The organism is Streptomyces sp. NPDC051211 (assembly GCF_040689505.1).
In the GTDB taxonomy this organism is placed as follows: domain Bacteria; phylum Actinomycetota; class Actinomycetes; order Streptomycetales; family Streptomycetaceae; genus Streptomyces.
The window spans coordinates 21,368-44,135 of record NZ_JBFBAV010000044.1 but is presented as its reverse complement, the minus strand read 5'-3'; the positions used below and the strand labels follow the sequence as shown (position 1 = coordinate 44,135).

Below are 22,768 nucleotides of genomic sequence, written 5' to 3'. Positions count from 1 at the left end.
ATTTCGAGGAGGACGTAATGTCTCGACCGCATGGGATCCCCCTGCCCAGTGCGCATCGCAGTCCGGACGAGAAACAATCCACGTCCGCTTACGACGACGGTAGGCAAGGTCAGCCGCGTCCCAGGGAAGGCGCCCGACAGCTCACCGGAGCCGAGCGCGTACGAACCCTCGTAGAGTCCAACGCCTCAGTATCCCTCACCTTGCCGGGTGCTCGTGACACACAGGGTCCGGAGGACCCCGACAGGCTCGGGACAGGGATGCCGGCCGCACGGACCGTCACCCCGGACGGGGACGTGATTCTCCTTGTTTCCGGGGAATCCGCGGCTGCCAGGGCAGCCGCTCACGCCCAGGACGACGACCTCACAGCGGTGATCGAGATCACTGATGTGGCGCCGGTGTCCGTGCCCCATCGTATCCGGGGCCGCGCGTGGCTGTCGGGCTGGCTCACCCCCGTACGCGGCGCCGCCGACCGGGCGGCCTGCGCGGCCCTCCTGGCGGAGCGCCACCCGGTCGGTGAACTGCTCGGCATGGGCGAGGCCCTGTACGCCGACCCGGTTCCCGGACAGTACGGCCGCCCCGCCTGGATGCTGCTGCGCCTGGAGGTCGGCGAGATCACGCTGGACGACCTGTGGGGCGCCGAGCGCGTGGACCCGGAAGAGCTGGCCGCGGCCCGGCCCGACCCGCTGCTTCCGCACGAGACGGAACTCCTCCAGCACCTGCACGCGGCGCACCGGGACCGGGTGGGCGGCCTGCGCGGCCTGCTGGGCTCCCGGTCGGCGGAGAACCTGACGGCCGTCCCGCTCGCCCTGGACCGGCTGGGCCTGCGGGTCCGCTTCGTAGGCGGGTCCCCCGCCGCCTCCTTCGACGCCCGCTTCGACTTCCCGGTGCCGGTGTCGGACGTGTGCGGCCTGCGCCGGGCCATGCACACGCTCTTCGCGGCGGCCTCGGCACCCGACAGCACCCCTTAGGGCACCTCCAGCCCCGCCGGCGTTCGAGGCGCGGGGGTCCGGGGGCCGGCCCCCGGCAACGGCGCCGCACTCGACCGCGGCGGCGCGCTGAGCGGCCGGCGGCCCGCCGGCCCGGACGGGCTACGCGTCGCCGCGTAGGCGGGTGCGGACCCGCTCGACCACGTCCGCGTACCGCGCCTCCGCCCCGTACCGCGTCGGCTCGTAGTACCGCTTCCCGTGGATCGCATCCGGCGCATACTGCTGCGCCGCGATGCCCCCCGGCACGTCATGCGGGTACACGTACCCCTGCGCATGCCCCAGCTTGGCCGCCCCCTTGTAGTGCCCGTCCCGCAGGTGCGCCGGCACCGGCCCCGCCAGCCCGGCGCGTACGTCGGCGAGCGCCGCCCCGATCGCCGTGGTCGCGGTGTTCGACTTGGGTGCCAGGGCCAGGGCGATCGTGCAGTGCGACAGGGTCAGCGCCGCCTCCGGGAAGCCGATCATCGCCACCGCCTGCGCCGCGGCGACCGCCGTCGGCAGGGCGGTCGGGTCGGCCAGCCCGATGTCCTCGCTCGCCGAGATCATCAGCCGGCGGGCGATGAACCTCGGGTCCTCCCCCGCCTCGATCATCCGCGCCAGGTAGTGCAGCGCGGCGTCCACGTCCGAGCCCCGGATCGACTTGATCAGCGCGCTGGCCACGTCGTAGTGCTGGTCGCCGTCCCGGTCGTACTTCACCGCCGCCCGGTCGACCGCTTCCTCCACCGTCTGCAGGGTGATCTCAGGCTCGCCCTTGGCGATGGCCGAGCCGGCCCCCGCCTCCAGCGCGGTCAGCGCGCGCCGCGCGTCGCCGCCGGCGATCCGCAGCAGATGGGCCTCGGCGTCCGCAGGCAGGGTCACCGCACCGCCCAGGCCGCGCTCTTCGGTCAGCGCCCGGTGCATCAGGCCGCTCAGGTCCTCGTCCGTGAGCGGCTCCAGGGTGAGCAGCAGGGAGCGGGACAGCAGCGGGGAGATCACCGAGAAGTACGGGTTCTCGGTCGTCGCCGCGATCAGCGTGACCCAGCGGTTCTCGACGGCCGGCAGCAGCGAGTCCTGCTGGGCCTTGCTGAAGCGGTGGATCTCGTCGAGGAAGAGGACGGTCTCCTTGCCGTACCCGCCGGCCGCGCGCCGCGCGCCTTCGATGACGGCCCGGACTTCCTTCACCCCGGCCGTGATGGCGGAGAGCTCCACGAACCGCTTCTGGGTGGCCTGGCTGACCACGTACGCCAGTGTGGTCTTGCCGGTGCCGGGGGGACCCCAGAGGATCACCGAGGAGGCACCCGCCGGCCCGCCGGAGCCTTCGCCCACCAGCCGCCGCAGGGGCGCGCCGGGCTTGAGGAGGTGCTGCTGGCCGACGACCTCGTCCAGGGTGCGCGGGCGCATGCGGACGGCGAGCGGGGAGCTCGCGGGGTCCTTCTCCTGGCGCTCCTCGGCGGCGGCGGTGAACAGATCGGGTTCCACGCTTGAAGCCTAAGCGAGCCCACCGACAGTCACGGACGCATCAGGAGGTCCAGAAGTCCCACCAGCGGGTCAGGATCAGCATCCCGATGATCCCGACGTGCAGGACCGGCAGCACCCAGGTGAACTCCGTGAAGAAGCCCTTGAGCCAGCCGGGCGCGGGAAGCAGGCCCTCGCGGACGTTGTGCGAGGTGACGTACCAGAACATGACGATGGTGGCGACCCAGGCCAGGCAGCACCACAGGCACAGCGAGCTGATGTTGTACAGCGACTGGTACGTCAGCCAGGCGCAGAACCCGACGCCGAAGAGGGTGCCGGCGTTGAAGGTGAGCCAGTACCAGCGGCGGAACCGGGCGCCGGCCAGCAGGCTCATGCCGACGCAGATCACGATGCCGTAGGCGACCAGCCCGAGCATCGGGTTCGGGAAGCCGAACGCGGACGCCTGGTCGCTCTTCATGATGTTGCCGCAGGCCACGACCGGGTTGAAGCTGCAGCCGGGGACGAAGTCCGGGTCTTCCAGCAGCTTGAACTTGTCGATGGTGATCACCCAGGCGGCGAGCAGCCCCGCCGCCCCCGTGACCACCAGCAGCCAGGCCAGCGCCCGGCTTCCGCCGACGGTCCGCGTGGTCTGTGCGCCTGTTGTCGTCATGCGGAGCATTCTGCCGCACCGGGTCCGGGGGCTTCCCCGGACCCGGTCCGACCGCAGATCAGGCCAGCTGGGCCCGGACCGTCTCGACGAGCCCGTCCACCGGTACGGCGGTCTGCTCGCCGGACTCCATGTCCTTGAGCTGGACCACGCCCTCGGCGAGGTCGCGCTCGCCGGCGACGACGGTGAAGCGCGCGCCGGAGCGGTTCGCGTCCTTCATGGCACCCTTGAGGCCCTTGCCGCCGTACGCGAAGTCGGCCGCGACGCCCGCCTTGCGGAGCTCGGTGACCGCCGCGAAGAGCACCCGGCGGGCCTCCTCGCCGAGCGGCACCGCGAACACCGAGGTGGTCGGCGGAATGTCCAGCTCGATGCCCTCGGCTTCCAGGGCGAGGACCGTGCGGTCCACGCCGAGCGCCCAGCCCACCGACGGCAGCGCGGGGCCGCCGATCATCTCGGACAGGCCGTCGTAGCGGCCGCCGCCGCCGACCGCGGACTGGGAGCCCAGGCCGTCGTGGACGAACTCGAAGGTGGTGCGGGTGTAGTAGTCCAGGCCGCGGACCAGCTTCACGTCGTCCTCGAAGACCACGCCGGCCGCGGTGATCAGCGCGCGTACCTCCTCGTGGTACGCCTTGCAGGCGTCGCACAGGTAGTCGCGCAGCATGGGCGCGCCGACCAGCTGCTTCTGCACGTCGGTCCGCTTGTCGTCCAGCACCCGCAGCGGGTTGATCTCGGCCCGGCGGACGGTCTCCTCGTCCAGGTCCAGCCCGCGGAGGAAGGTCTGCAGCGCCTCCCGGTACACCGGGCGGCACTCCTTGTCGCCCAGAGAGTTCAGCAGGATGCGGAAATCGCGCAGGCCCAGCGAGCGGTACGCCTGGTCGGCGAGGATGATCAGCTCGGCGTCCAGCGCCGGGTCCTCGGCGCCGATCGCCTCGGCACCGACCTGCGAGAAGTGGCGGTAGCGGCCCTTCTGCGGGCGCTCGTAGCGGTAGTACGAACCCGAGTACCAGAGCTTGACCGGCAGGCCGCCGGCCTTGTGCATGTTGGCCTCCAGTGCCGCGCGCAGCACGGAAGCGGTGCCCTCGGGGCGCAGCGCGAGGTTCGCGCCGCCCTTGGTGGTGAGGGTGTACATCTCCTTGGTGACGATGTCGGTGGACTCGCCGACACCGCGGGCGAAGAGGTCGACGTCCTCGAAGCCGGGCGTCTCGACGTACCCGTATCCGGCCTTCCGCAGCGGTCCGGAGATGGCCTCGCGGACCGCCAGGTACTTCGCGGAGTACGGCGGGATCAGGTCGTACGTGCCCTTGGGGGCCTTGAAGGTGCTCACGGAACTCTCGTCACATTCCTCGTCGTGGAGCGGGTGCGGTACCACTGGGGGTCGCGCCCTGGCCCTGGCGGATCGCGGCGACCTCCCGCAGGTACGGGTTGGTCGCGCGCTCCTGGCCGATGGTGGTCTGGGAACCGTGGCCGGACAGCACCACGGTCGAGTCGTCGAGCGGCAGGCACACGCGGGCCAGCGACTCGAGCATCTCGGCGTGGGAGCCGCCAGGCAGGTCGGTGCGTCCGATGGAGCCGGCGAAGAGCAGATCGCCGGAGAAGAACACGGACGGGATGTCCGAGGCCTCCGGCATCCGGAAGGTCACCGACCCCTTGGTATGGCCGGGCGCATGCGCGACCTGGAACTCCAGACCGGCCAGCTTCAGGCTGCTGCCGTCGGCCAGCTCGCGGACGTCGTCCGGCTCCCCGATCGTCAGCTCGCCCATCAGCGGCATCCCGATGGAGCGCCCCAGGGCCTTCTCCGGGTCGCTCATCATGTAGCGGTCCTCGGGGTGGATCCAGGCGGGTACGTCGTGCGCTCCGCAGACCGGGACCACCGAGGCCACGTGGTCGATGTGGCCGTGGGTGAGGACCACCGCGACGGGCTTGAGCCGATGCTTCTTCAGCGTCTCCTCGACACCCTGGGCGGCCTGGTGGCCCGGGTCGATGATGACGCACTCCTCACCTGCGGCGGGGGCGACCAGGTAGCAGTTGGTCCCCCAGGCCCCGGCGGGGAACCCGGCAATCAGCACGTTCGTCCTTAGGTAGTCGTCGTCCGTCGGGAGGGTTGCGGCAGATCAGAGCCTACCGGCGCCGCTCATCTCACAGCGAACCCATATACGGTACGGCCTAACCCAGCCCGGACAGCGGTACAAGAAACGCACAAGGAGACGAGACCCGGTGGTCACCAGCGATCAGCGGCGGCGGCAGCTCGCCAAGGAGAAGTTCGAGCGTCAGCAGAAGCGGCGGGAGGAAGCCCGGCGCAAGGCGCGGCAGCGGGCGATCGTGATCGGCGCGACGGTGGCCGTGGTCGTCGCGACGCTCGTCGGCCTGGTGGTGGGCGGGGTCTTCGACAGCAAGGAGTCCGCGGAGCCGAGCGCCGAGAGCTCGCCGTCGGCCGAGCCCACGCCGAAGCAGTCCCCCTCGCCGGCCATGGCGGTCGACCAGAAGGCGAAGTACACGTTCTCGCTGAAGACCAGCCAGGGCGAGATCAAGATCGACATGGATGCGGCGAAGACCCCGCAGACCGTGAACTCCTTCAAGTCGCTCGCCGACAAGGGCTACTTCGACAAGACCATCTGCCACCGGCTGACCACGGAGGGCATCTTCGTCCTCCAGTGCGGTGACCCGCAGGGCGACGGCAAGGGCGGACCGGGCTACAACATCCCGGACGAGAACCTGGACGCCCTCGGCAAGGCCAACGAGCAGGGCCAGGTGATCTACCCGGCGGGCACGGTGGCGATGGCGAACACCGGCCAGCCCGGTTCCGGCGGCAGCCAGTTCTTCCTGGTCTACAAGGACAGCCCGCTGACCCCGACGTACACCCCCTTCGGCAAGCTCGACCCGGCCGGCCTGAAGATCGTCGAGGACGTGGCCAAGGAGGGCACCGTCGACGGCGGCATCGCCCCGAAGAAGGGCGTCACCATCGAGAAGGCCGCGGTCACCAAGAACTGACCCGGGAGGCGGCCCCGGGCCGGCCGTGGTGCGTCTACGCCGATATTCCGTCGTGCGGGATGCGGACAGCCGGCCCGGCGGTCGCCTATGTTTGCGTTGTGCAGGGCGGGCGCTGCCCGCCCCAGGAACTGTGGACGATGCCGTGGGGGCGACCCCCGCGCAGGCATCAGGTGGAGGAGGCGCTGTGAGCAGCGACCCGTGGGGCCGCGTCGACGAGACGGGCACCGTGTACGTGCGTACTGCCGATGGCGAGAAGGTCGTCGGCTCGTGGCAGGCGGGCACCCCTGAGGAGGCCCTGGCCTACTTCGAGCGCAAGTACGAGGGCCTGGTGGTCGAGATCGGCCTCCTCGAGCGGCGGGTGCGGACCACCGATCTGTCCGCCAAGGACGCGCAGACCGCGATCGATCACCTGCGGGTGCAGGTCGACGAGCACCACGCGGTGGGCGACCTCGACGCGCTGCGGACCCGGCTGGACAAGCTGGTCGCGACCGTGGAGTCGCGCCGCGAGGAGCGCAAGGTCCAGAAGGCCAAGCAGACGGACGAGGCGCGGAAGGCCAAGGAGGACCTGGTCACCGAGGCGGAGCAGCTGGCGCAGAGCGACCAGTGGCGGAGCGCCGGTGAGCGGCTGCGGGCGCTGGTGGACACCTGGAAGGGTCTCCCCCGGCTGGACCGCAAGTCGGACGACGAACTGTGGCACCGCTTCTCGCACGCCCGGTCCGCCTTCTCCAAGCGCCGCAAGGCGCACTTCGCCTCGCTGGACGCGCAGCGCGAGGATGCCCGCAAGGCCAAGGAGAAGCTGGTCGCCGAGGCGGAGTCGCTCTCGAAGTCGACCGACTGGGGTCCGACGGCGGCCCGTTACCGCGAGCTGATGGCGGACTGGAAGGCGGCCGGCCGGGCGCAGCGCGAGGCGGAGGACGACCTGTGGAACCGTTTCCGCGGTGCGCAGGACGTGTTCTTCGCGGCCCGCGGTGAGGTCTTCGCGGAGCGCGACGCCGAGCAGGTGGAGAACCTGAAGCTGAAGGAGGAGCTGGCCGACGAGGCCGAGAAGCTCGTCCCGGTGACGGACCTGAAGGCGGCGCGTGCGGCGTTCCGGTCCATCAACGAGCGCTGGGAGGCCATCGGCCACGTGCCGCGGGACGCCCGCCCGAAGGTCGAGGGCCGGATGCACGCGGTGGAGCGTGCGCTCCAGGAGTCCGAGGAGACGGAGTGGCGCCGGACCAACCCGGAGGCCCGCGCCCGTGCGGCCGGTCTCACGGGCCAGCTGCAGGCGGCCGTGGACAAGCTGCGTGAGCAGATCGACGCGGCCCGCGCCTCGGGCAACAACGCCAAGGCCGACAAGCTCTCGCGCGAGCTGGAGGGCCGGCAGGCCCTGCTGGACCAGGCGCTGAAGGGCCTGGAGGAGTTCGGCGGCTGAGCCTTCCGCCGCCTGCTGTGACAGGGCCCCGGTACGGATCTTTCGTACCGGGGCCCTTCCGCGTCCCTCCCGGCCGTGCGCGGGACCCGCACTGCCTACGGGACCCGGCTGCCGTCCTGGATCAGGTCCATGGCGTGTTCGAGGACCTCACAGGCATGGATGTGGTTGCCGGACTCCTGGAGCAGCCCGGCCAGCCGCCGGCAGACCTGGACCGCCTCCGGCCGGTAGAACCGGTGCACCTGGACGAATGCCTCCTCCAGTACGCCGATGGCCTCGCCGAGCTGCCCGGTCTCCGCCAGCATGTCGGACAGTTCGAGCTGGACGGCCAGCAGATCGCCCGCGCCGGAGGCCGACCGCTCGCTCAGGGCGAGCCGCAGCACCGGCAGCGCGTCCCGGGTACGCCCCGCCGCGCGCAGCGTCCGGGCCAGCGCGAGTCCCGCCCCCACCAGGGCCGACTGGAGGTCTCCGCGGCGCACCGGCCCGGCCGGTGCGCCGCGGGCCGCGCGGGCCCGGTTGCGGACGAGTTGCAGCTTTCCGATGCCGTTCTCCTGTGCGCTCCGGGGCAGCGGGCGGTTCTTGCCGCGCAGCCGGGTCTCCAGGGTGCGGAACAGCGTGTCCAGGTCGATCAGCTCGGGTCCGTCGGGGATGCCCTCGCGCAGCACCGTGAGCAGCTCCCCGGTGAAGGCGGTGTGCCGTTCCCCGTCCGGTGCGAGGGCCACCCGGTTACCCGGCGAGGCGGTCAGTACGTAGGCCCCTTCGACGGCGGCCTGGGCCGCGAGCCCGTCCGGATCGCCGGCCGCGAGGGCGCGGGCGGCGCGCCCGCTGAAGCAGCAGTCGAGCACCACCACCTTGCGGGCGGCCCGGGACCCGCGCAGGGCGGAGCGCAGGTGCTGGTAGGCGGCGGCGGTGTAGCCGAGGTTCTCCCGGGAACCGTGCAGGGCCAGGTACAGGTCCGCCGAGTCGGCGTCCCGCATGCCGTGGCCGGCGAAGTAGACCAGCAGGGTGTCGGTGGCCTCCTCGCCCGCGCGGCGGACCGGGTCCAGCAGGTCGGCGGCGTGCACCGGATCGGCGACGAGGGTGAGGTGCTGCTCCGGCAGTCCCCAGACGGTGGGGTCGGAGAGTTCGGCGGCCAGGTCCTCGACGTTCGCCCCGACCGCCGGGAGCGCGGGCAGGTGGTGGTATCCGGCGCTGCCGATGAGCACAACGCGGGAGGCCGCCGGGTCAGGAACTCCCGTCATCGTCCCCGCCCAGGGCGTCCGCGATCCGGCGGACCGTCTCCGGATCGGTGGCCTCCGAGCCGGTGAGCCGCACCTCGTACGGGCCCCTGCGGACGGTCACCTCGGGCGGCCGGTGGCGTGCGACCTGCCACTGGAGGACGGCGAAGACCAGGGAGGCGGTGGACAGGCCGCTGCCGACGGCGAGTTGGATGAGGTCGAAGCCGGCGCCGCCCATGTGCCCGGCAGGGAGCGGCCGTTCGCCGGCGATCCGGCCGCGCGCGCTGCTCCCGGTGCTCTCGTCCTCGGACAACCAGGCCAGCAGGGACCGCAGTTCCGCCTCCGGGCCCTCGTCCGGCACCCGGCCGCCGTCGACCCGTAACTCGAACTCACGCATCCGTCTCGTTCCTTCCTGCTCCGATGCGGTTGCCGATCCGCGCGAACTGTTCCACGGCGGCGGCGGACTCGCCCAGCCGGGTCAGGCAGACGGCCCGCCAGTACTGGCAGGCCAGGGTGGTGGGATGGTCCGGGCCGAGCGTGTCCTGGCAGTACGGGAGCACCCCGTCCAGGATGTCGGCCGCCTCCCGGACGTTCCCGCGCAGCACCAGTCCGACGGCCTCGCGCTGCCGCGTGAGGGCCGAGGACTCGGTCATGCGGCTGCGCACCAGGCGACGGGTGACCGCACCGAGGGTGACCGGCTCGGCCGCGCGGGACAGGTCCGCTGCTCCGGCCCGCCACTGCGGCCCGGGCCCGGCCTGCTCGGGGACGAAGGGGGCCTCGGGCACGGTGCCGGGTGCCGCAGCCCAGGGCTCGAGGAGCCGGACGGCCTCGACGGTGTCCGCCGGGCGGTCCCCGGGGGCCAGGGCGCAGAGGCTGTCGACGACCTCGCTGAAGCCGTCCGGCAGGACCACCCCGGTCTCGCGCAGCGGGGGCAGTCCCCGGGTGATCCGGTAGAGCACGGCGATCGCGTTGTCCTCGTCGGTGCCCACCGGCGGCCGGCCGGTGAACATGAACCGCAGGCAGACGCCGACGCCGTACAGGTCGGAGGCCGGGGACGCCCTCATCCCCTGGATGCGCTCCGGCGCGAGGTAGCCGGCCGTGCCGACCACGACGGTTCCCGCGGTGTCGCTGTCGTCTTCCGCCAGCTTGGCGATGCCGAAGTCGTACAGCACCACCCCGCGCCGGGTGATCCGTACGTTCTGCGGTTTCACGTCCCGGTGGAGCACGCCGCTCGCGTGCGCCGCCCCGAGCCCGGTGAGCATGTCCACGGCCACCCGGCAGGCCCGGTCCACGGGCAGCGGCCCGTGCGCGGCGACCAGATCGGCCAGGTCCTCGCCGTCGAGCAGTTCCATCACCAGGTACGGGATGCCGTTGTCCATCCCGGCGTCGTGGACGGCGACCACGCCGGGGTGGCTGATCCGGGCGAGCGCGACCGCCTCGTCGCGGAACCGCTGGGCGGCCTTCTCGGCCAGCCCTTCCTGCCGGGTGAGGACCTTGACCGCCACCTGCCGTTCGAGCCGGAGGTCCTCCGCCGCGAAGACCACCCCCATGCCGCCCCGGCCGATCACCCGCACCGGCTCGTAGCGTCGGCTGAGCCCACGCGGAAACAGGTCGTACGAAGCCACGTGCTCCCCCGGGGCGGCGTCAGGTAGTGGTCACGGCCTCCTTGCCGAAGTCACACGGTAGACGTCGTACACGCCTTCCACACCCCGAACGGCCTTCAGGACGTGGCCCAAGTGCTTGGGGTCGCCCATCTCGAAGGTGAAGCGGGATGTGGCCACCCGGTCGCGGGAGGTCTGGACGGCCGCGGACAGGATGTTGACGTGCTGGTCGGAGAGGACGCGGGTGACGTCGGACAGGAGGCGGGACCGGTCCAGGGCCTCGACCTGGATGGCGACCAGGAAGACGGAGGACTGGGTGGGTGCCCACTCGACCTCCAGGATCCGCTCCGGCTGCTGGGACAGCGAGTCCACGTTGACGCAGTCGGCGCGGTGAACCGATACGCCGCTGCCGCGGGTCACGAAGCCGATGATCGGGTCGCCCGGCACCGGGGTGCAGCAGCGGGCCAGCTTGACCCAGACGTCCTCGACGCCCTTGACGACCACGCCCGGGTCGGCGTTGTTGCGCCGCTTGCCGCGGCTGCGCGACGGCGGGACGCTCTCCTCGATGTCCTCGTTGGCGGCCTCCTCGCCGCCCAGGGCCTGGACCAGCTTCTGGACCACGGCCTGCGCCGAGACATGGCCCTCGCCGATGGCTGCGTAGAGGGAGGATATGTCCGGGTAGCGCATCTCGTGGGCGAGGGTGACCAGGGAGTCGCCGGTGAGGATCCGCTGGATCGGCAGGTTCTGCTTGCGCATGGCCCGCGCGATCGCGTCCTTGCCCTGCTCGATCGCCTCGTCGCGGCGCTCCTTGGAGAACCAGGCGCGGATCTTGTTGCGGGCGCGCGGGGACTTGACGAAGCCGAGCCAGTCGCGGGACGGGCCTGCGCCCTCCGCCTTGGAGGTGAAGACCTCGACCAGGTCCCCGTTGTCCAGGGTGGATTCGAGGGGCACCAGGCGTCCGTTGACCCGCGCCCCTATGGTCCGGTAGCCGACCTCGGTGTGGACGGCGAAGGCGAAGTCCACGGGGGTGGCGCCGGCCGGCAGCGCTATCACGTCGCCCTTGGGCGTGAAGACGAAGACCTCGTTGCGGGACAGGTCGAAGCGCAGCGACTCCAGGAACTCGCCCGGGTCCTCCGTCTCCTTCTGCCAGTCCAGCAGCTGCCGCAGCCAGGCCATGTCGTTGACGGTGTCCTGGCCGGCGCTGCCCTTGGCCGCCTTGGGGACATCAGTACGGATCTTGGAGCTGCCGGCGACGGTCTCCTGCTTGTACTTCCAGTGCGCGGCGATGCCGTACTCGGCCCGCCGGTGCATGTCGAACGTACGGATCTGCAGCTCGACCGGCTTGCCGCTGGGCCCGATGACCGTCGTGTGGAGCGACTGGTACATGTTGAACTTGGGCATCGCGATGTAGTCCTTGAACCGGCCCGGGACCGGGTTCCATCGCGCGTGGACGGTGCCGAGGGCCGCGTAGCAGTCGCGGACGGTGTCGACGAGGACGCGGATGCCCACCAGGTCGTAGATCTCGGCGAAGTCGCGGCCCCGCACGATCATCTTCTGGTAGACGCTGTAGTAGTGCTTGGGGCGGCCGGTGACGGTGGCCTTGATCCGGGCGGCCCGCAGGTCGGTCTGCACCTCGTCGGTGACGACCGCGAGGTACTCGTCCCGCTTGGGCGCGCGCTCGGCGACGAGGCGGACGATCTCGTCGTACATCTTGGGGTAGAGGATCGCGAAGGCGAGGTCCTCCAGCTCCCACTTGATGGTGTTCATGCCCAGCCGGTGGGCGAGCGGAGCGTAGATCTCCAGGGTCTCGCGGGCCTTCTTCTCCTGCTTCTCCCGCTTGAGGTAGCGCATCGTGCGCATGTTGTGCAGGCGGTCCGCGAGCTTGATGACCAGGACCCGGGGGTCCTTGGCCATGGCGACGACCATCTTGCGGACGGTCTCCGCCTGGGCGGCTTCGCCGAACTTGACCTTGTCGAGCTTGGTGACCCCGTCGACGAGGAGGGCCACGGCGTCACCGAAGTCGCGCCTGAGCTGTTCGAGGCCGTACTCGGTGTCCTCGACGGTGTCGTGGAGCAGACCGGCCATCAGGGTCGCGGGGTCCATGCCCAGCTCGGCGAGGATGGTGGTCACCGCGAGCGGGTGGGTGATGTACGGGTCGCCGCTCTTGCGCTTCTGGCCGCGGTGCCAGCGCTCGGCGACCTGGTAGGCCTGCTCGATCTGCCGGAGCGTCGCGGTCTCGATCTTCGGGTCGTTGCTCCGGACTATGCGGAGCAGGGGTTCCAGCACCGGGTTGTACGGGTTGGAACGCTGGACACCGAGACGGGCGAGCCTGGCGCGCACCCGGTTGGAGGACCCTGCGGGCTTCAGCGGCGCGGGCCGGGCCGGCGGGGCCGGCTTGGGCGCGGCGGCGGCCGCCTTGGCCTGCTCGGCCTTCGGGTCGGGCTGCGCGGCGGAGATGGGCTGGACCTCGTCTGGCAAGAGCGCTCCTCAAGCGGATCCGGGGCCCCGGTCAGGTCCGGATAAACCATGGTAGCGAGCACTGGCCCCTGCCGTTCGCCGTGGGTTCCCCCGCACCCCGCCCCACGGTCGTCCGGGGCCCGGGGTGCGCGGCCGAGCCCGGCAACGGCACGGAACGCAGAAGCGGCGGGCACCCCCTGCCGGGGGGCCCGCCGCTTCGGCCGAACAGGGTCAGACCACGATCAGCGCGTCCAGCGGAGCGCCGCCGAGGGCCTGCTCCAGCCGGGCCCGGCCCGGCAGGAAGGACAGCTCCATCAGCACGGCGACGCCGGCGACCTGCGCGCCCGCCCGCCGGATCAGCTCCAGCGAGGCCTCGGCGGTACCGCCGGTGGCCAGCACGTCGTCGATGACCAGGACCCGGTCCTCGCCGGTCAGGGCCTCCGCGTGGATCTCGATCTCCGCGGTGCCGTACTCCAGCTCGTACGCCTGGGACAGGGTCGCCCCGGGCAGCTTGCCCGCCTTGCGGACCGGTACGAAGCCGATGCCCGCGCGGACGGCCACCGGAGCGGCCAGGATGAAGCCGCGGGCCTCCAGGCCCACGATCTTCGTCGCCCCGCAGCCGGCGGCGATCTGCACCAGTGCCTCGGTCAGCGCGCCGAAGGCCGCCGGGTCGGCGAGCAGCGGGGTGATGTCCTTGAACACCACGCCCGGCTTCGGATAGTCCGGGACATCCGTGATCCGGCTGAGCAGCAGCTCCCGGAGCCCGTCGCCGACCGCGGTCACCGGCGGCGGCCCGTGGCCCGGCCGGGGCGGGCCTGGGCCACTACCTCGGGGGTGTCCTCGGCGCCGTCGGCCTGGTCCTCGCCCTTCGCCGCGGCGGCCGCCCGCTTGGCGAGCACCCGCTTCGTCAGCGCCTTCATCTCCGGCTCGCGCTCCTTGAGGTCCACGACCAGCGGGGTCGCGATGAAGATCGAGGAGTACGCACCGGCGGCGAGGCCGACGAACAGCGACAGCGAGATGTCGTTCAGCATGCCCGCGCCCAGGAAGCCGCCGCCGATGAACAGCAGCGCGGCGACCGGGAGGAGCGCCACCACGGTGGTGTTGATCGAGCGGACCAGGGTGCCGTTGACGCTCTTGTTGGCGAGCTCGCTGTAGGTGGAGCGGGTCTGCTTGGTGATGTCCTTGGTGGACTCCTTCAGACCGTCGAAGACGACGACGGTGTCGTAGAGGGAGTAACCGAGGATGGTGAGCAGACCGATGACGGTACCCGGGGTGACCTCGAAGCCGACCAGCGAGTAGATGCCGACGGTGATGGTGAGGTCGTGGATCAGCGCGATCAGCGCCGCGATGGCCATCCGCCATTCGAAGGCGATGGCCAGGTAGATCACCACGAGGACCATGAACACGCCGAGGCCGGTCCAGGCCTTGTTGGCGATCTGCTCGCCCCAGCTGGGGCCGACCAGGTCCGCGTTGATGTCCTTCTCGGACACCTTGAGGTCGGTCGCGAGCTGCTTCTTCACATCGGCCGCGGCGTTGGTGTCCAGACCGGAGATCTGGATCCGCAGGCCGCCGGTGCCGAGCTCCTGGACGATCGCGTCGTGGCCGGAGGCCTGCTCCGCGTCCTCGGTGGCCTGGGCCACCGAGACGTTCGTCTTCGGGGTGGTGAAGACGGCACCGCCCTTGAACTCGATGCCCATGTTGAGGCCCTGAACGGCCAGGGCCACGATCGCCGTGATGGTGATCAGGATGGAAACGCCGTACCAGACGAATCGCTTTCCGACGAAGTCGTACCCGACCTCACCCTTGTACAGCTTGGCGCCGAGATCTCCCAGCTTCGACATCTCACGCCTCCTTTGCTTCGACGGGGGCGGAGGTGGCGACGGTGCGGCGGGACCGGCGCAGCGGCGGCTTGGCGCCGAGCCGCTTCGGGTCCAGCCCGGACCACGGGTGCCCACTGGAGAAGAACTTCGTGCGGGCCAGCAGCGTCATGACCGGCTTGGTGAAGAGGAACACCACGACCACGTCGAGCAGGGTGGTCAGACCCAGGGTGAACGCGAAGCCCTGCACCTTGCCGACGGTGACGATGAAGAGCACCGCGGCGGCCAGGAAGGACACGAAGTCGGAGACCAGGATGGTGCGCCGGGCACGCGGCCAGGCACGCTCCACCGCCGGCTTGAGGGTGCGGCCCTCACGGATCTCGTCGCGGATGCGTTCGAAGTACACGATGAACGAGTCCGCGGTGATGCCGATGGCCACGATCGCGCCGCAGACGGCCGGCAGGTTCAGCGCGAAGCCGATGCCCTTACCGAGCAGCGCCATGATCGTGTAGGTGAGGATCGCGGACACCAGCAGGGAGACGATCGCGAGGAGCGCCAGGCCGCGGTAGTACACGAGCAGGTAGATCACGACGAGGGCGAGGCCGATGGCGCCGGAGATCAGGCCGGCCTTCAGCTGCTCGCCGCCGAGCGCGGCGGTCACGGTGGTGACGCTGTCCTCCTGGAAGGACAGCGGCAGGGCGCCGTACGACAGCATGTTGCCCAGGTCCTGCGCGGACTGCTGGTTGAAGCCGCCGGAGATCTGCGCGTTGCCGCCGGTGATCGCGGAGCTGACGGACGGGTCGGAGATGACCTCGCCGTCGAGCACGATGGCGAACTGGTTCTGCGGGGACTGCTTGGCCGCCAGCTCACCGGTGACCTTGGCGAAGGCGTCGGAGCCCTTGCCGTTGAACTCCATGGTCACGATCCACATGCCCGACTGCGGATCGATGACGCCCTTGGCGGACTTGACGTCCTTGCCCTCGACGCCGGCCGGGCCGAGGAGCCACTTGCCCCAGGGCGCGTTCTCGCCGTCGCCGCGCTGGCCGCAGGCGACGATGGTGTCGCTGGGCTTGGCGTTCTTGCCGGCGGTGGCGCGCTGGTCTTCCTTGGTGCAGTCGAGCGCGGCGAACTTCGCCTGCAGGTCGGCCACGGCGGGGTCGGCCGGCGGGGTCGGGGCCGGGGTGGTCGCCTTGTCGTCTGCCTTCTTCGACTGGCTCGCCGAGGGGTTCGGCGAGGGGGTGCCGGTGGCCTTGAGGGCCTCACCGATGGCACGGCCCTGCGAAGTGGCGCTGGACGACGGGGTGGCGGTCGGGCTGGCCGTGCCGCCCTTGTTGTCCCCGGCCTTCGGGGTGCCGGAGGCACCCGCCTTCGGGCTCGGGGAGCCGCTCGGGGAACCGGACGGGTTCGCCGAGGGAACGGGCTCGGGCGCCATCGCGCTGTCCTGGTAGGCCAGGACCGGGCGGAAGTACAGCTGGGCGGTCGTGCCGACCTGTGCGCGAGCCTGCTTCTCGTTCGTCCCCTTGGGGATGTTCACGATGATGTGGTCGCGGCCCTGGGTCTGGACCTCGGCCTCCGAGACACCGAGACCGTTGACGCGGCGCTCGATGATCCCGACCGCCGTGTTCATGTTGGTCTCGTTGATCGCGTTCGGCTTGCCGGGCTCGTTCTTCGCCTTCAGCGTGATGCTCGTACCGCCGGCGAGGTCGATGCCCAGCCGGGGCGTCGTCTGCTTGGAGATGAACATCCCCGCGGTGAGCGCCACCATCGCGATCAGGATGATCGCCAGGGCACGCCCCGGCCTCCCCTGAGCCCCCGTGGGCCGCCGGCCCTTCTTCGGTGCTGCCACCTTGTTGTATCTCCCTGTCCAACCGCCCCGCGCCGGGTCAGCGCGCGGACGGCCACGAAATGTGTGGTGGGGACCCCTGCCCCCCGCAGAAACGGGTCACTGACGGGGACCGCCCCCCGCACCGGTCAGGCGCGCGCGGTCCCCGACGGTGTGCGCTACTTCGCGCCGGTCTCGCCCTCGGTCTTGCCCTCGGTCTTGCCATCGGCCTTCGGCTCGGCGTCCGTGGACTCGTCCTTCTTGCCCAGGTCCAGCTTCTTGGCCTCGGCCTCGTCCGCGGCCTTGTCCTCGGCGGACTCGACCAGCGAGGAGGCGTCATCCGGCACGACCGGCGTGTCGATGGTCAGATCATCGGTGGTGCCGTGGACGATGCGGTTGTACTCCTCGTCCTCCAGCACCGCGCCGATGGCGTTCTTCGCGTACATGGCATGGACACCGGGGGCCACCTCGAGGGTGACGGTGTCGTCGCCGACCTCCTTGACCGTGGCGTACATGCCGCCGATGGTGCGCACGCCGGTGCCGGGCGTCATCTGCTCGCGCATCTGAACGGCCGCCTGCTGCTTCTTCTTGGCGGAACGGGTCATCAGGAACATGGCCCCGATGAGCACGATGAACGGGAGGAAGGTCACGAGACTGTTCACGGGACGAAGATCCTTCGCACGGCCGAACCGGAGGGCGGCCATTTCTACGGGGGTGGGCATGCCGACCTGCACAGTCGGCATCGGCGGAGTCTAGGCGAGTCCGCACCGATGGAACAACGCCCAGCATGGCACCGCAGTTCCGGACGGGTCGATCCTCCGCGCCGTCAGGCCCCGAAGAGCCCCTGTTGTCCGGTCTGCGCCGCCGGCGGGACGAGTCCCAGGTGGGCCCATGCCGCGGGGGTGGCGACCCGCCCCCGCGGGGTACGGGCGAGCAGCCCTTCCCGGACCAGGAAGGGCTCGGCGACCTCCTCGACGGTCTCCCGCTCCTCCCCCACGGCGACCGCGAGGGTGGACAGGCCGACGGGTCCGCCGCCGAACAGCTTGAGCAGGGCCTCCAGCACGGCCCGGTCCAGCCGGTCCAGTCCGCGCGCGTCCACCTCGTACACCTGGAGGGCGGTGGAAGCCACCTCACGGGTGATGACCCCGTCCACCTTGACCTGGGCGTAGTCGCGGACGCGGCGCAGCAGGCGGTTGGCGATGCGGGGGGTTCCGCGGGACCGGCCGGCGATCTCGGCGGCGCCCTCGGTGTCGATCTCCACGTCGAGGAGGCGGGCGGAGCGGTGGATGACCCGCTGGAGCTCCTCGGGGGCGTAGAACTCCATGTGGCCGGTGAAACCGAAGCGGTCGCGGAGCGGGGGCGGCAGCAGGCCGGCCCGGGTGGTGGCGCCGACCAGCGTGAACGGCGGCAGCTCCAGGGGGATCGCGGTGGCGCCGGGGCCCTTGCCGACGATCACGTCGACACGGAAGTCCTCCATGGCCATGTAGAGCATTTCCTCGGCGGGCCGGGACATCCGGTGGATCTCGTCGAGGAAGAGGACCTCGCCCTCCTGGAGGGAGGAGAGGATGGCGGCGAGGTCGCCGGCGTGCTGGATGGCGGGGCCGGAGGTGATCCGGATGGGGGCGCCCATCTCGGCCGCGATGATCATGGAGAGGGTGGTCTTGCCGAGGCCGGGGGCGCCGGAGAGCAGCACGTGGTCGGCGGTCGCCCCGCGCTGGCGGGCCGCCTTCAGAACCAGGTCCAGCTGCTGCCGGACCTTCTCCTGGCCGACGAACTCGCCGAGGTCCTTGGGGCGCAGGGCGGCCTCGACGGCAGTGTCCTCCCCGTCCGCCACGGCACCGACCAAGCGCTCCGCGGGTGCGGTGTCCGTCTCGTCGTCCCAGTTCACGGTGTCTGCCTTCTCGTTCGTACGGTGCTCTGTCTGCGGGACCGGGCGGCGGCTATCGGGCGCGGTTCAGGGTCTGGAGGGCCGCCCGGAGCAGCTGCGGGACCGGGGCCGAGCCGGATTCCGCGATGGCGGCCTCGGCCTGCGGGGTCACGGCGGTGACCGCGTCCTCGGCCTCGCGGGAGGCGTAGCCGAGCCCGATCAGCGCGGCGGACAGCTGCTCGGTCCAGGGCGCCGGGCCGGTCGCCGCGGCGCGCTGAGCGCCCACCAGGCCGCTGCTGCCCAGCAGGGCGCCCAGCTTGTCCTTGAGCTCCAGCAGGAGCTTCTGGGCGCCCTTCTTGCCGATGCCCGGCACCGCCATGAGCGCCTTCTCGTCGCCGGTGGACACGGCGAGCCGCAGGGCGTCCGGACGGTGCACCCCGAGCATCGCCTGGGCCAGCCGCGGCCCGACCCCGCTGGCGGTCTGGAGTAGCTCGAAGACCTGCCGTTCGTCGTCGTCGGCGAAGCCGTACAGGGTCAGGGAGTCCTCCCGGACCACCAGGGAGGTCGCCAGCCGGGCCGGTTCACCGGTCCGCAGGCCGGCGATGGTGTTCGGGGTGCACTGGACGGCCATGCCCACTCCGCCGACCTCGATCACGGCCGTGGTGGGGGCGAGGGCGGCCACCGGGCCGCTCACAAAGGCGATCATCGGGTCCGGCCTTTCACTGCGGATGCGTGCTGGGCGACCGCCTGCTGCAGGCGGTTCTGGGCGGGGGCCCGCCAGATGTGGCAGATGGCGAGGGCCAGCGCGTCGGCGGCGTCGGCCGGCTTGGGCGGGGCGTCCAGCCGCAACAGCCGGGTCACCATGGCCCCGACCTGCGCCTTGTCGGCGCGCCCGCTGCCGGTGACGGCCGCCTTGACCTCGCTGGGGGTGTGCAGGGCCACCGGTATTCCGCGGCGTGCCGCGCACAGCATGGCGACCGCGCTGGCCTGGGCGGTGCCCATCACCGTCCGTACGTTGTGCTGGCTGAACACCCGCTCCACCGCGACCAGCTCGGGCCGGTGCTCGTCCAGCCAGGCCTCCAGGCCCGCCTCGATGGCGACCAGCCGGTGCCCGATGTCCGCGTCCGGCGGGGTGCGTACGACGCCCACGCCGAGCATGGTCAGGGGACGGCCGGCGACCCCCTCGACCACCCCCACTCCGCACCGGGTCAGCCCCGGGTCCACGCCCAGTACGCGCACGCCCCGCCCCCTCCCTTTTTGCGGCTGAACCGCCGCCGCTCTCGCGGACCTGGCTGATCGCCGCGTGGGTTCCTCAATTGACGGTTGCGGTCCTCAGCGGGCGATCACTGACATCACGCGATCAGGCTAGCCGGTGCCCCTGACAACGCAGCGGGCCGACGGGGTGTGTTCCCCGTCGGCCCGCCGTCAGAGCGTGGACGCGGCGTTACGCGTCGACCTTCTCCATGACCTCGTCCGAGACGTCGAAGTTGGCGAAGACGTTCTGCACGTCGTCGCTGTCCTCCAGCGCGTCGATCAGCTTGAAGATCTTGCGCGCGCCCTCTTCGTCCAGTTCGACCTGCATGGTCGGAACGAAGCTGGCCTCCGCCGAGTCGTAGTCGATGCCGGCGTCCTGGAGCGCGGTACGGACCGCGACCAGGTCGGTGGCCTCGCTGATGATCTCGAACTGGTCGCCGAGGTCGTTGACCTCCTCGGCGCCCGCGTCGAGGACCGCGCCGAGGACGTCGTCCTCGGAGAGCTCGCCCTTGGGCAGCACGATGACGCCCTTGCGGTTGAACAGGTACGAAACCGAGCCCGGGTCGGCCATCGAGCCGCCGTTGCGGGTCATGGCGACCCGCACGTCGGACGCGGCGCGGTTGCGGTTGTCGGTGAGGCACTCGATGAGCACCGCGACACCGTTGGGGCCGTAACCCTCGTACATGATCGTCGCGTAGTCGACGCCGCCGGCCTCGAGACCGCCACCGCGCTTGACCGCGGAGTCGATGTTCTTGTTCGGGACCGAGCTCTTCTTGGCCTTCTGGATGGCGTCGAAGAGGGTCGGGTTGCCGTCCGGGTCGGCGCCGCCCGTACGGGCCGCGACCTCGATGTTCTTGATCAGCTTCGCGAAGAGCTTGCCGCGCTTGGCATCGATCACGGCCTTCTTGTGCTTCGTCGTAGCCCATTTAGAGTGGCCGGACATCCGCCTGTCTCCTTCGCGTAACCAACAGTGTTCGTGCCCGATCCTACCGAAGCACCGTCACGCCCCCGCGCGCACCATGTCGACGAAGTACGCGTGGACGCGATCGTCTCCGGTGAGCTCCGGGTGGAAGGAGGTGGCGAGCACGTTCCCCTGGCGCACGGCGACCGTGTGGCCGTCGTACGTGGCGAGGACCTCGGCGGCCGCGCCGACCGACTCGACCCAGGGAGCGCGGATGAAGACGCCCTCGACGGGCCCGCCCTCGATGCCGGCGAAGTCGATCTGCGCCTCGAAGGATTCGTTCTGCCGCCCGAAGGCGTTCCGGCGCACGATCATGTCGATGCCGCCGAGCGTCTCCTGGTCCTCACGGCCGTCCAGCAGCTTGTCGGCGAGCATGATCATGCCCGCGCAGGTGCCGTAGACCGGCATGCCGGCGCGGACCCGCTCGCGCAGCGGCTCCAGCATGCCGAAGAGGATCGCGAGCTTCGACATGGTCGTGGACTCGCCGCCGGGAATGACCAGGGCGTCGACCTCGGCGAGCTCCTCGGGGCGCCGGACCGGCCTGGCCACGGCATCGGCCGCGGCCAGGGCGATCAGGTGCTCCCGTACATCGCCCTGCAGGGCCAGGACGCCTATCACGGGGGGGTTGTTCATCGGAGTCGTGCCTTACCAGCCGCGGTTGGCGTAGCGCTCGGCCTCGGGCAGGGTGTCGCAGTTGATGCCGACCATGGCCTCGCCCAGGTTGCGGGAGGCGTCCGCGATGATCTTCGGGTCGTCGTAGAAGGTGGTGGCCTTCACGATGGCGGCGGCGCGCTTGGCCGGGTCGCCCGACTTGAAGATGCCGGAGCCGACGAACACGCCCTCGGCGCCGAGCTGGCGCATCAGGGCGGCGTCGGCCGGGGTGGCGACGCCACCGGCGGAGAACAGCACGACCGGGAGCTTGCCGAGCTCGGCAACTTCCTTGACGAGCTCGTACGGGGCGCGCAGCTCCTTGGCGGCGGCGTACAGCTCGTTGTTGTCGAAGCCGCGCAGCTTGGCGATCTCGTTCTTGATCTGGCGCAGGTGGCGGACGGCCTCGACGACGTTGCCGGTGCCGGCCTCGCCCTTGGAGCGGATCATGGCCGCGCCCTCGGCGATGCGGCGCAGGGCCTCGCCCAGGTTGGTGGCGCCACAGACGAAGGGGGTGGTGAAGGCCCACTTGTCGGAGTGGTTGACCTCGTCGGCCGGGGTCAGGACCTCGGACTCGTCGATGTAGTCGACACCCAGGGACTGCAGGACCTGCGCCTCGACGAAGTGGCCGATGCGGGACTTGGCCATGACCGGGATGGAGACGGCCTCGATGATCTCTTCGATCATGTTGGGGTCGGACATCCGGGCGACGCCGCCGTCCTTGCGGATGTCGGCGGGGACCCGCTCGAGGGCCATGACGGCGACGGCGCCGGCGTCCTCGGCGATCTTCGCCTGCTCGGCGTTGACCACGTCCATGATCACGCCGCCCTTGAGCTGCTCGGCCATGCCCCGCTTGACGCGAGAGGTGCCAATCGCCGAGGACTCAGCGGACTGCGGGTTGGTGGAAAGCGTGCTCACGGGGTGACCTCACTCGAAGGAAGACGTGCGTACCGCACGGATACGAGTTCTACTCCACTGAGGAAACCGCCCCCGACCAGTCCACTGCAAGGGCCAATAAGGAGCTGGTGGCTCCTTCCAACTTGGCCACTGGGTACAACTCGGTCTCAGGGGCGGTCGGCCAGGTCGGCCGGCGGCTCGTCGTCCATCTCGAAGGCCAGCGGGAAGGGCGCGTGCCCGGCCAGTCTGAACCAGCGGACCTTGCGATGGGTGCGCAACGCGCGGGCGGCGCGCACGGCGTCGTTGTGGAACCGGCGGGCCATCGGCACCCGGCGCACCGATGCGGCCAGCTCCTCGGCGGCCTGCTCCCCGCCCGGGGCCTCCTTGAGGGCCTCCACCTGCGCGGCGTCCCCGAAGACGGCCCGCAGCGCCTGGCTCAGCTCGCTCTCGGCGACCTCGCGCTGCTCCTCCTCGGCCTGCCGGGCGGCGTGCGCGGCCTCGTACAGCACGAGCGAGGAGGCCGGGTCCAGCACCCCGGAGGTGGCCACCTCCAGTACGACGGAGGCCCGCCGCAGCAACTGTGCGTCGAGCGCGGCCCGGGCGGCGTCCATCCGCGAATGCAGCCGGTCGAGCCGCCCGGCGGTCCAGCTGAGGTAGACCCCGATGACGCCGAGCGCCAGGGCGATCCATACGAGGGTTTCGATCACGCGGGGTGACACTACCGTCCCGGCGGGAGGCCCTGTG

Annotated in this window: 22 protein-coding genes; 3 read left to right on the top strand and 19 right to left on the bottom strand. The window is 71.1% G+C overall.

Translation table 11 applies throughout. The features are described 5' to 3' along the window. Positions 1 to 257: 257 nt before the first annotated feature. Complete coding sequence (locus AB0447_RS30225; RefSeq protein WP_366480015.1) at positions 258 to 968, top strand: DUF2470 domain-containing protein; 711 nt, start codon at positions 258 to 260, stop codon at positions 966 to 968. Positions 969 to 1,088: 120 nt separating this feature from the next. Here the strand turns inward: AB0447_RS30225 and AB0447_RS30220 are convergent, their stop codons facing one another. From AB0447_RS30220 to AB0447_RS30205, 4 genes are read right to left on the bottom strand one after another with little or no spacing between them, the layout of a single operon-like run. Further along, positions 1,089 to 2,441 (bottom strand): replication-associated recombination protein A, encoded by a 1,353-nt coding sequence (locus AB0447_RS30220; protein ID WP_366480014.1) that lies wholly within the window; start codon positions 2,439 to 2,441, stop codon positions 1,089 to 1,091. A 40-nt stretch (positions 2,442 to 2,481) separates the two neighbouring features. Then, positions 2,482 to 3,096: a vitamin K epoxide reductase family protein gene (locus tag AB0447_RS30215; protein WP_366480013.1), complete on the bottom strand. Its 615-nt coding sequence runs from the start codon at positions 3,094 to 3,096 to the stop codon at positions 2,482 to 2,484. Between the two features lie 49 nt (positions 3,097 to 3,145). Beyond that, a complete protein-coding gene (gene hisS, locus AB0447_RS30210) occupies positions 3,146 to 4,408 on the bottom strand; it encodes a histidine--tRNA ligase (RefSeq protein WP_366480012.1) in 1,263 nt (420 codons plus the stop codon). A 10-nt stretch (positions 4,409 to 4,418) separates the two neighbouring features. Next, positions 4,419 to 5,150, bottom strand: a complete 732-nt coding sequence (locus AB0447_RS30205) for an MBL fold metallo-hydrolase (RefSeq protein WP_366480011.1) — start codon at positions 5,148 to 5,150, stop codon at positions 4,419 to 4,421. A gap of 148 nt (positions 5,151 to 5,298) precedes the next feature. Between AB0447_RS30205 and AB0447_RS30200 the strand changes: the two genes are divergently transcribed. Next, positions 5,299 to 6,072: a peptidylprolyl isomerase gene (locus tag AB0447_RS30200; protein ID WP_366480010.1), complete on the top strand. Its 774-nt coding sequence runs from the start codon at positions 5,299 to 5,301 to the stop codon at positions 6,070 to 6,072. Positions 6,073 to 6,256: 184 nt separating this feature from the next. Next, positions 6,257 to 7,486 carry a DUF349 domain-containing protein gene (locus AB0447_RS30195; RefSeq protein WP_366480009.1) on the top strand — a complete coding sequence of 410 codons (1,230 nt, stop codon included), beginning with the start codon at positions 6,257 to 6,259 and terminating at the stop codon, positions 7,484 to 7,486. Between the two features lie 95 nt (positions 7,487 to 7,581). Here the strand turns inward: AB0447_RS30195 and AB0447_RS30190 are convergent, their stop codons facing one another. The 15 genes from AB0447_RS30190 to AB0447_RS30120 all read right to left on the bottom strand — a co-directional run bounded on the left by AB0447_RS30190 (position 7,582) and on the right by AB0447_RS30120 (position 22,731). Next, positions 7,582 to 8,724 (bottom strand): caspase family protein, encoded by a 1,143-nt coding sequence (locus AB0447_RS30190; RefSeq protein ID WP_366480008.1) that lies wholly within the window; start codon positions 8,722 to 8,724, stop codon positions 7,582 to 7,584. Continuing rightward, positions 8,708 to 9,097: a hypothetical protein gene (locus AB0447_RS30185; RefSeq protein WP_366480007.1), complete on the bottom strand. Its 390-nt coding sequence runs from the start codon at positions 9,095 to 9,097 to the stop codon at positions 8,708 to 8,710. Before AB0447_RS30185 ends, AB0447_RS30190 begins: the two co-directional genes overlap by 17 nt. Further along, positions 9,090 to 10,325, bottom strand: coding sequence for a serine/threonine-protein kinase (locus AB0447_RS30180; RefSeq protein WP_366480006.1), 1,236 nt, complete (start codon positions 10,323 to 10,325; stop codon positions 9,090 to 9,092). Before AB0447_RS30180 ends, AB0447_RS30185 begins: the two co-directional genes overlap by 8 nt. A gap of 30 nt (positions 10,326 to 10,355) precedes the next feature. Then, on the bottom strand, positions 10,356 to 12,779 hold the full coding sequence (locus AB0447_RS30175; protein WP_366480005.1) for a bifunctional (p)ppGpp synthetase/guanosine-3',5'-bis(diphosphate) 3'-pyrophosphohydrolase: 2,424 nt from the start codon (positions 12,777 to 12,779) through the stop codon (positions 10,356 to 10,358). Between the two features lie 210 nt (positions 12,780 to 12,989). After that, positions 12,990 to 13,541, bottom strand: a complete 552-nt coding sequence (locus tag AB0447_RS30170) for an adenine phosphoribosyltransferase (protein WP_366480004.1) — start codon at positions 13,539 to 13,541, stop codon at positions 12,990 to 12,992. Then, positions 13,538 to 14,599 (bottom strand): protein translocase subunit SecF, encoded by a 1,062-nt coding sequence (gene secF, locus AB0447_RS30165; RefSeq protein WP_366480003.1) that lies wholly within the window; start codon positions 14,597 to 14,599, stop codon positions 13,538 to 13,540. Before secF ends, AB0447_RS30170 begins: the two co-directional genes overlap by 4 nt. A gap of 1 nt (position 14,600) precedes the next feature. Beyond that, positions 14,601 to 16,421: a protein translocase subunit SecD gene (gene secD / locus AB0447_RS30160; RefSeq protein ID WP_366480002.1), complete on the bottom strand. Its 1,821-nt coding sequence runs from the start codon at positions 16,419 to 16,421 to the stop codon at positions 14,601 to 14,603. Between the two features lie 155 nt (positions 16,422 to 16,576). Then, entirely contained in the window at positions 16,577 to 17,059 is a 483-nt protein-coding gene (gene yajC / locus AB0447_RS30155) for a preprotein translocase subunit YajC (protein ID WP_366480001.1), read from the bottom strand. Between the two features lie 164 nt (positions 17,060 to 17,223). Then, complete coding sequence (ruvB, locus tag AB0447_RS30150) at positions 17,224 to 18,285, bottom strand: Holliday junction branch migration DNA helicase RuvB (protein ID WP_366480000.1); 1,062 nt, start codon at positions 18,283 to 18,285, stop codon at positions 17,224 to 17,226. Positions 18,286 to 18,337: 52 nt separating this feature from the next. Beyond that, complete coding sequence (gene ruvA / locus AB0447_RS30145) at positions 18,338 to 18,970, bottom strand: Holliday junction branch migration protein RuvA (protein WP_366479999.1); 633 nt, start codon at positions 18,968 to 18,970, stop codon at positions 18,338 to 18,340. Beyond that, on the bottom strand, positions 18,967 to 19,503 hold the full coding sequence (gene ruvC, locus AB0447_RS30140; RefSeq protein ID WP_366479998.1) for a crossover junction endodeoxyribonuclease RuvC: 537 nt from the start codon (positions 19,501 to 19,503) through the stop codon (positions 18,967 to 18,969). The genes ruvA and ruvC overlap by 4 nt, the downstream gene beginning before the upstream one ends. 205 nt (positions 19,504 to 19,708) lie before the next feature. After that, positions 19,709 to 20,461, bottom strand: a complete 753-nt coding sequence (locus AB0447_RS30135) for a YebC/PmpR family DNA-binding transcriptional regulator (RefSeq protein WP_366479997.1) — start codon at positions 20,459 to 20,461, stop codon at positions 19,709 to 19,711. A gap of 57 nt (positions 20,462 to 20,518) precedes the next feature. After that, positions 20,519 to 21,112 (bottom strand): pyridoxal 5'-phosphate synthase glutaminase subunit PdxT, encoded by a 594-nt coding sequence (gene pdxT, locus AB0447_RS30130; RefSeq protein WP_366479996.1) that lies wholly within the window; start codon positions 21,110 to 21,112, stop codon positions 20,519 to 20,521. Between the two features lie 12 nt (positions 21,113 to 21,124). Next, positions 21,125 to 22,045 (bottom strand): pyridoxal 5'-phosphate synthase lyase subunit PdxS, encoded by a 921-nt coding sequence (pdxS, locus tag AB0447_RS30125; protein ID WP_366479995.1) that lies wholly within the window; start codon positions 22,043 to 22,045, stop codon positions 21,125 to 21,127. Between the two features lie 146 nt (positions 22,046 to 22,191). Next, entirely contained in the window at positions 22,192 to 22,731 is a 540-nt protein-coding gene (locus AB0447_RS30120; RefSeq protein ID WP_366479994.1) for a hypothetical protein, read from the bottom strand. Between the last annotated feature and the right edge of the window lie 37 nt (positions 22,732 to 22,768).

Bases quoted from the DNA above. Each gene is read 5' to 3' on its own strand.
- AB0447_RS30225 (WP_366480015.1), top strand. From the start codon at position 258: ATGCCGGCCGCACGGACCGTCACCCCGGACGGGGACGTGATTCTCCTT.
- AB0447_RS30215 (WP_366480013.1), bottom strand. From the start codon at position 3,096: ATGCTCCGCATGACGACAACAGGCGCACAGACCACGCGGACCGTCGGC.
- AB0447_RS30190 (WP_366480008.1), bottom strand. From the start codon at position 8,724: ATGACGGGAGTTCCTGACCCGGCGGCCTCCCGCGTTGTGCTCATCGGC.
- AB0447_RS30185 (WP_366480007.1), bottom strand. From the start codon at position 9,097: ATGCGTGAGTTCGAGTTACGGGTCGACGGCGGCCGGGTGCCGGACGAG.
- secF (WP_366480003.1), bottom strand. From the start codon at position 14,599: ATGTCGAAGCTGGGAGATCTCGGCGCCAAGCTGTACAAGGGTGAGGTC.
- ruvA (WP_366479999.1), bottom strand. From the start codon at position 18,970: ATGATCGCCTTTGTGAGCGGCCCGGTGGCCGCCCTCGCCCCCACCACG.
- AB0447_RS30135 (WP_366479997.1), bottom strand. From the start codon at position 20,461: ATGTCCGGCCACTCTAAATGGGCTACGACGAAGCACAAGAAGGCCGTG.
- pdxT (WP_366479996.1), bottom strand. From the start codon at position 21,112: ATGAACAACCCCCCCGTGATAGGCGTCCTGGCCCTGCAGGGCGATGTA.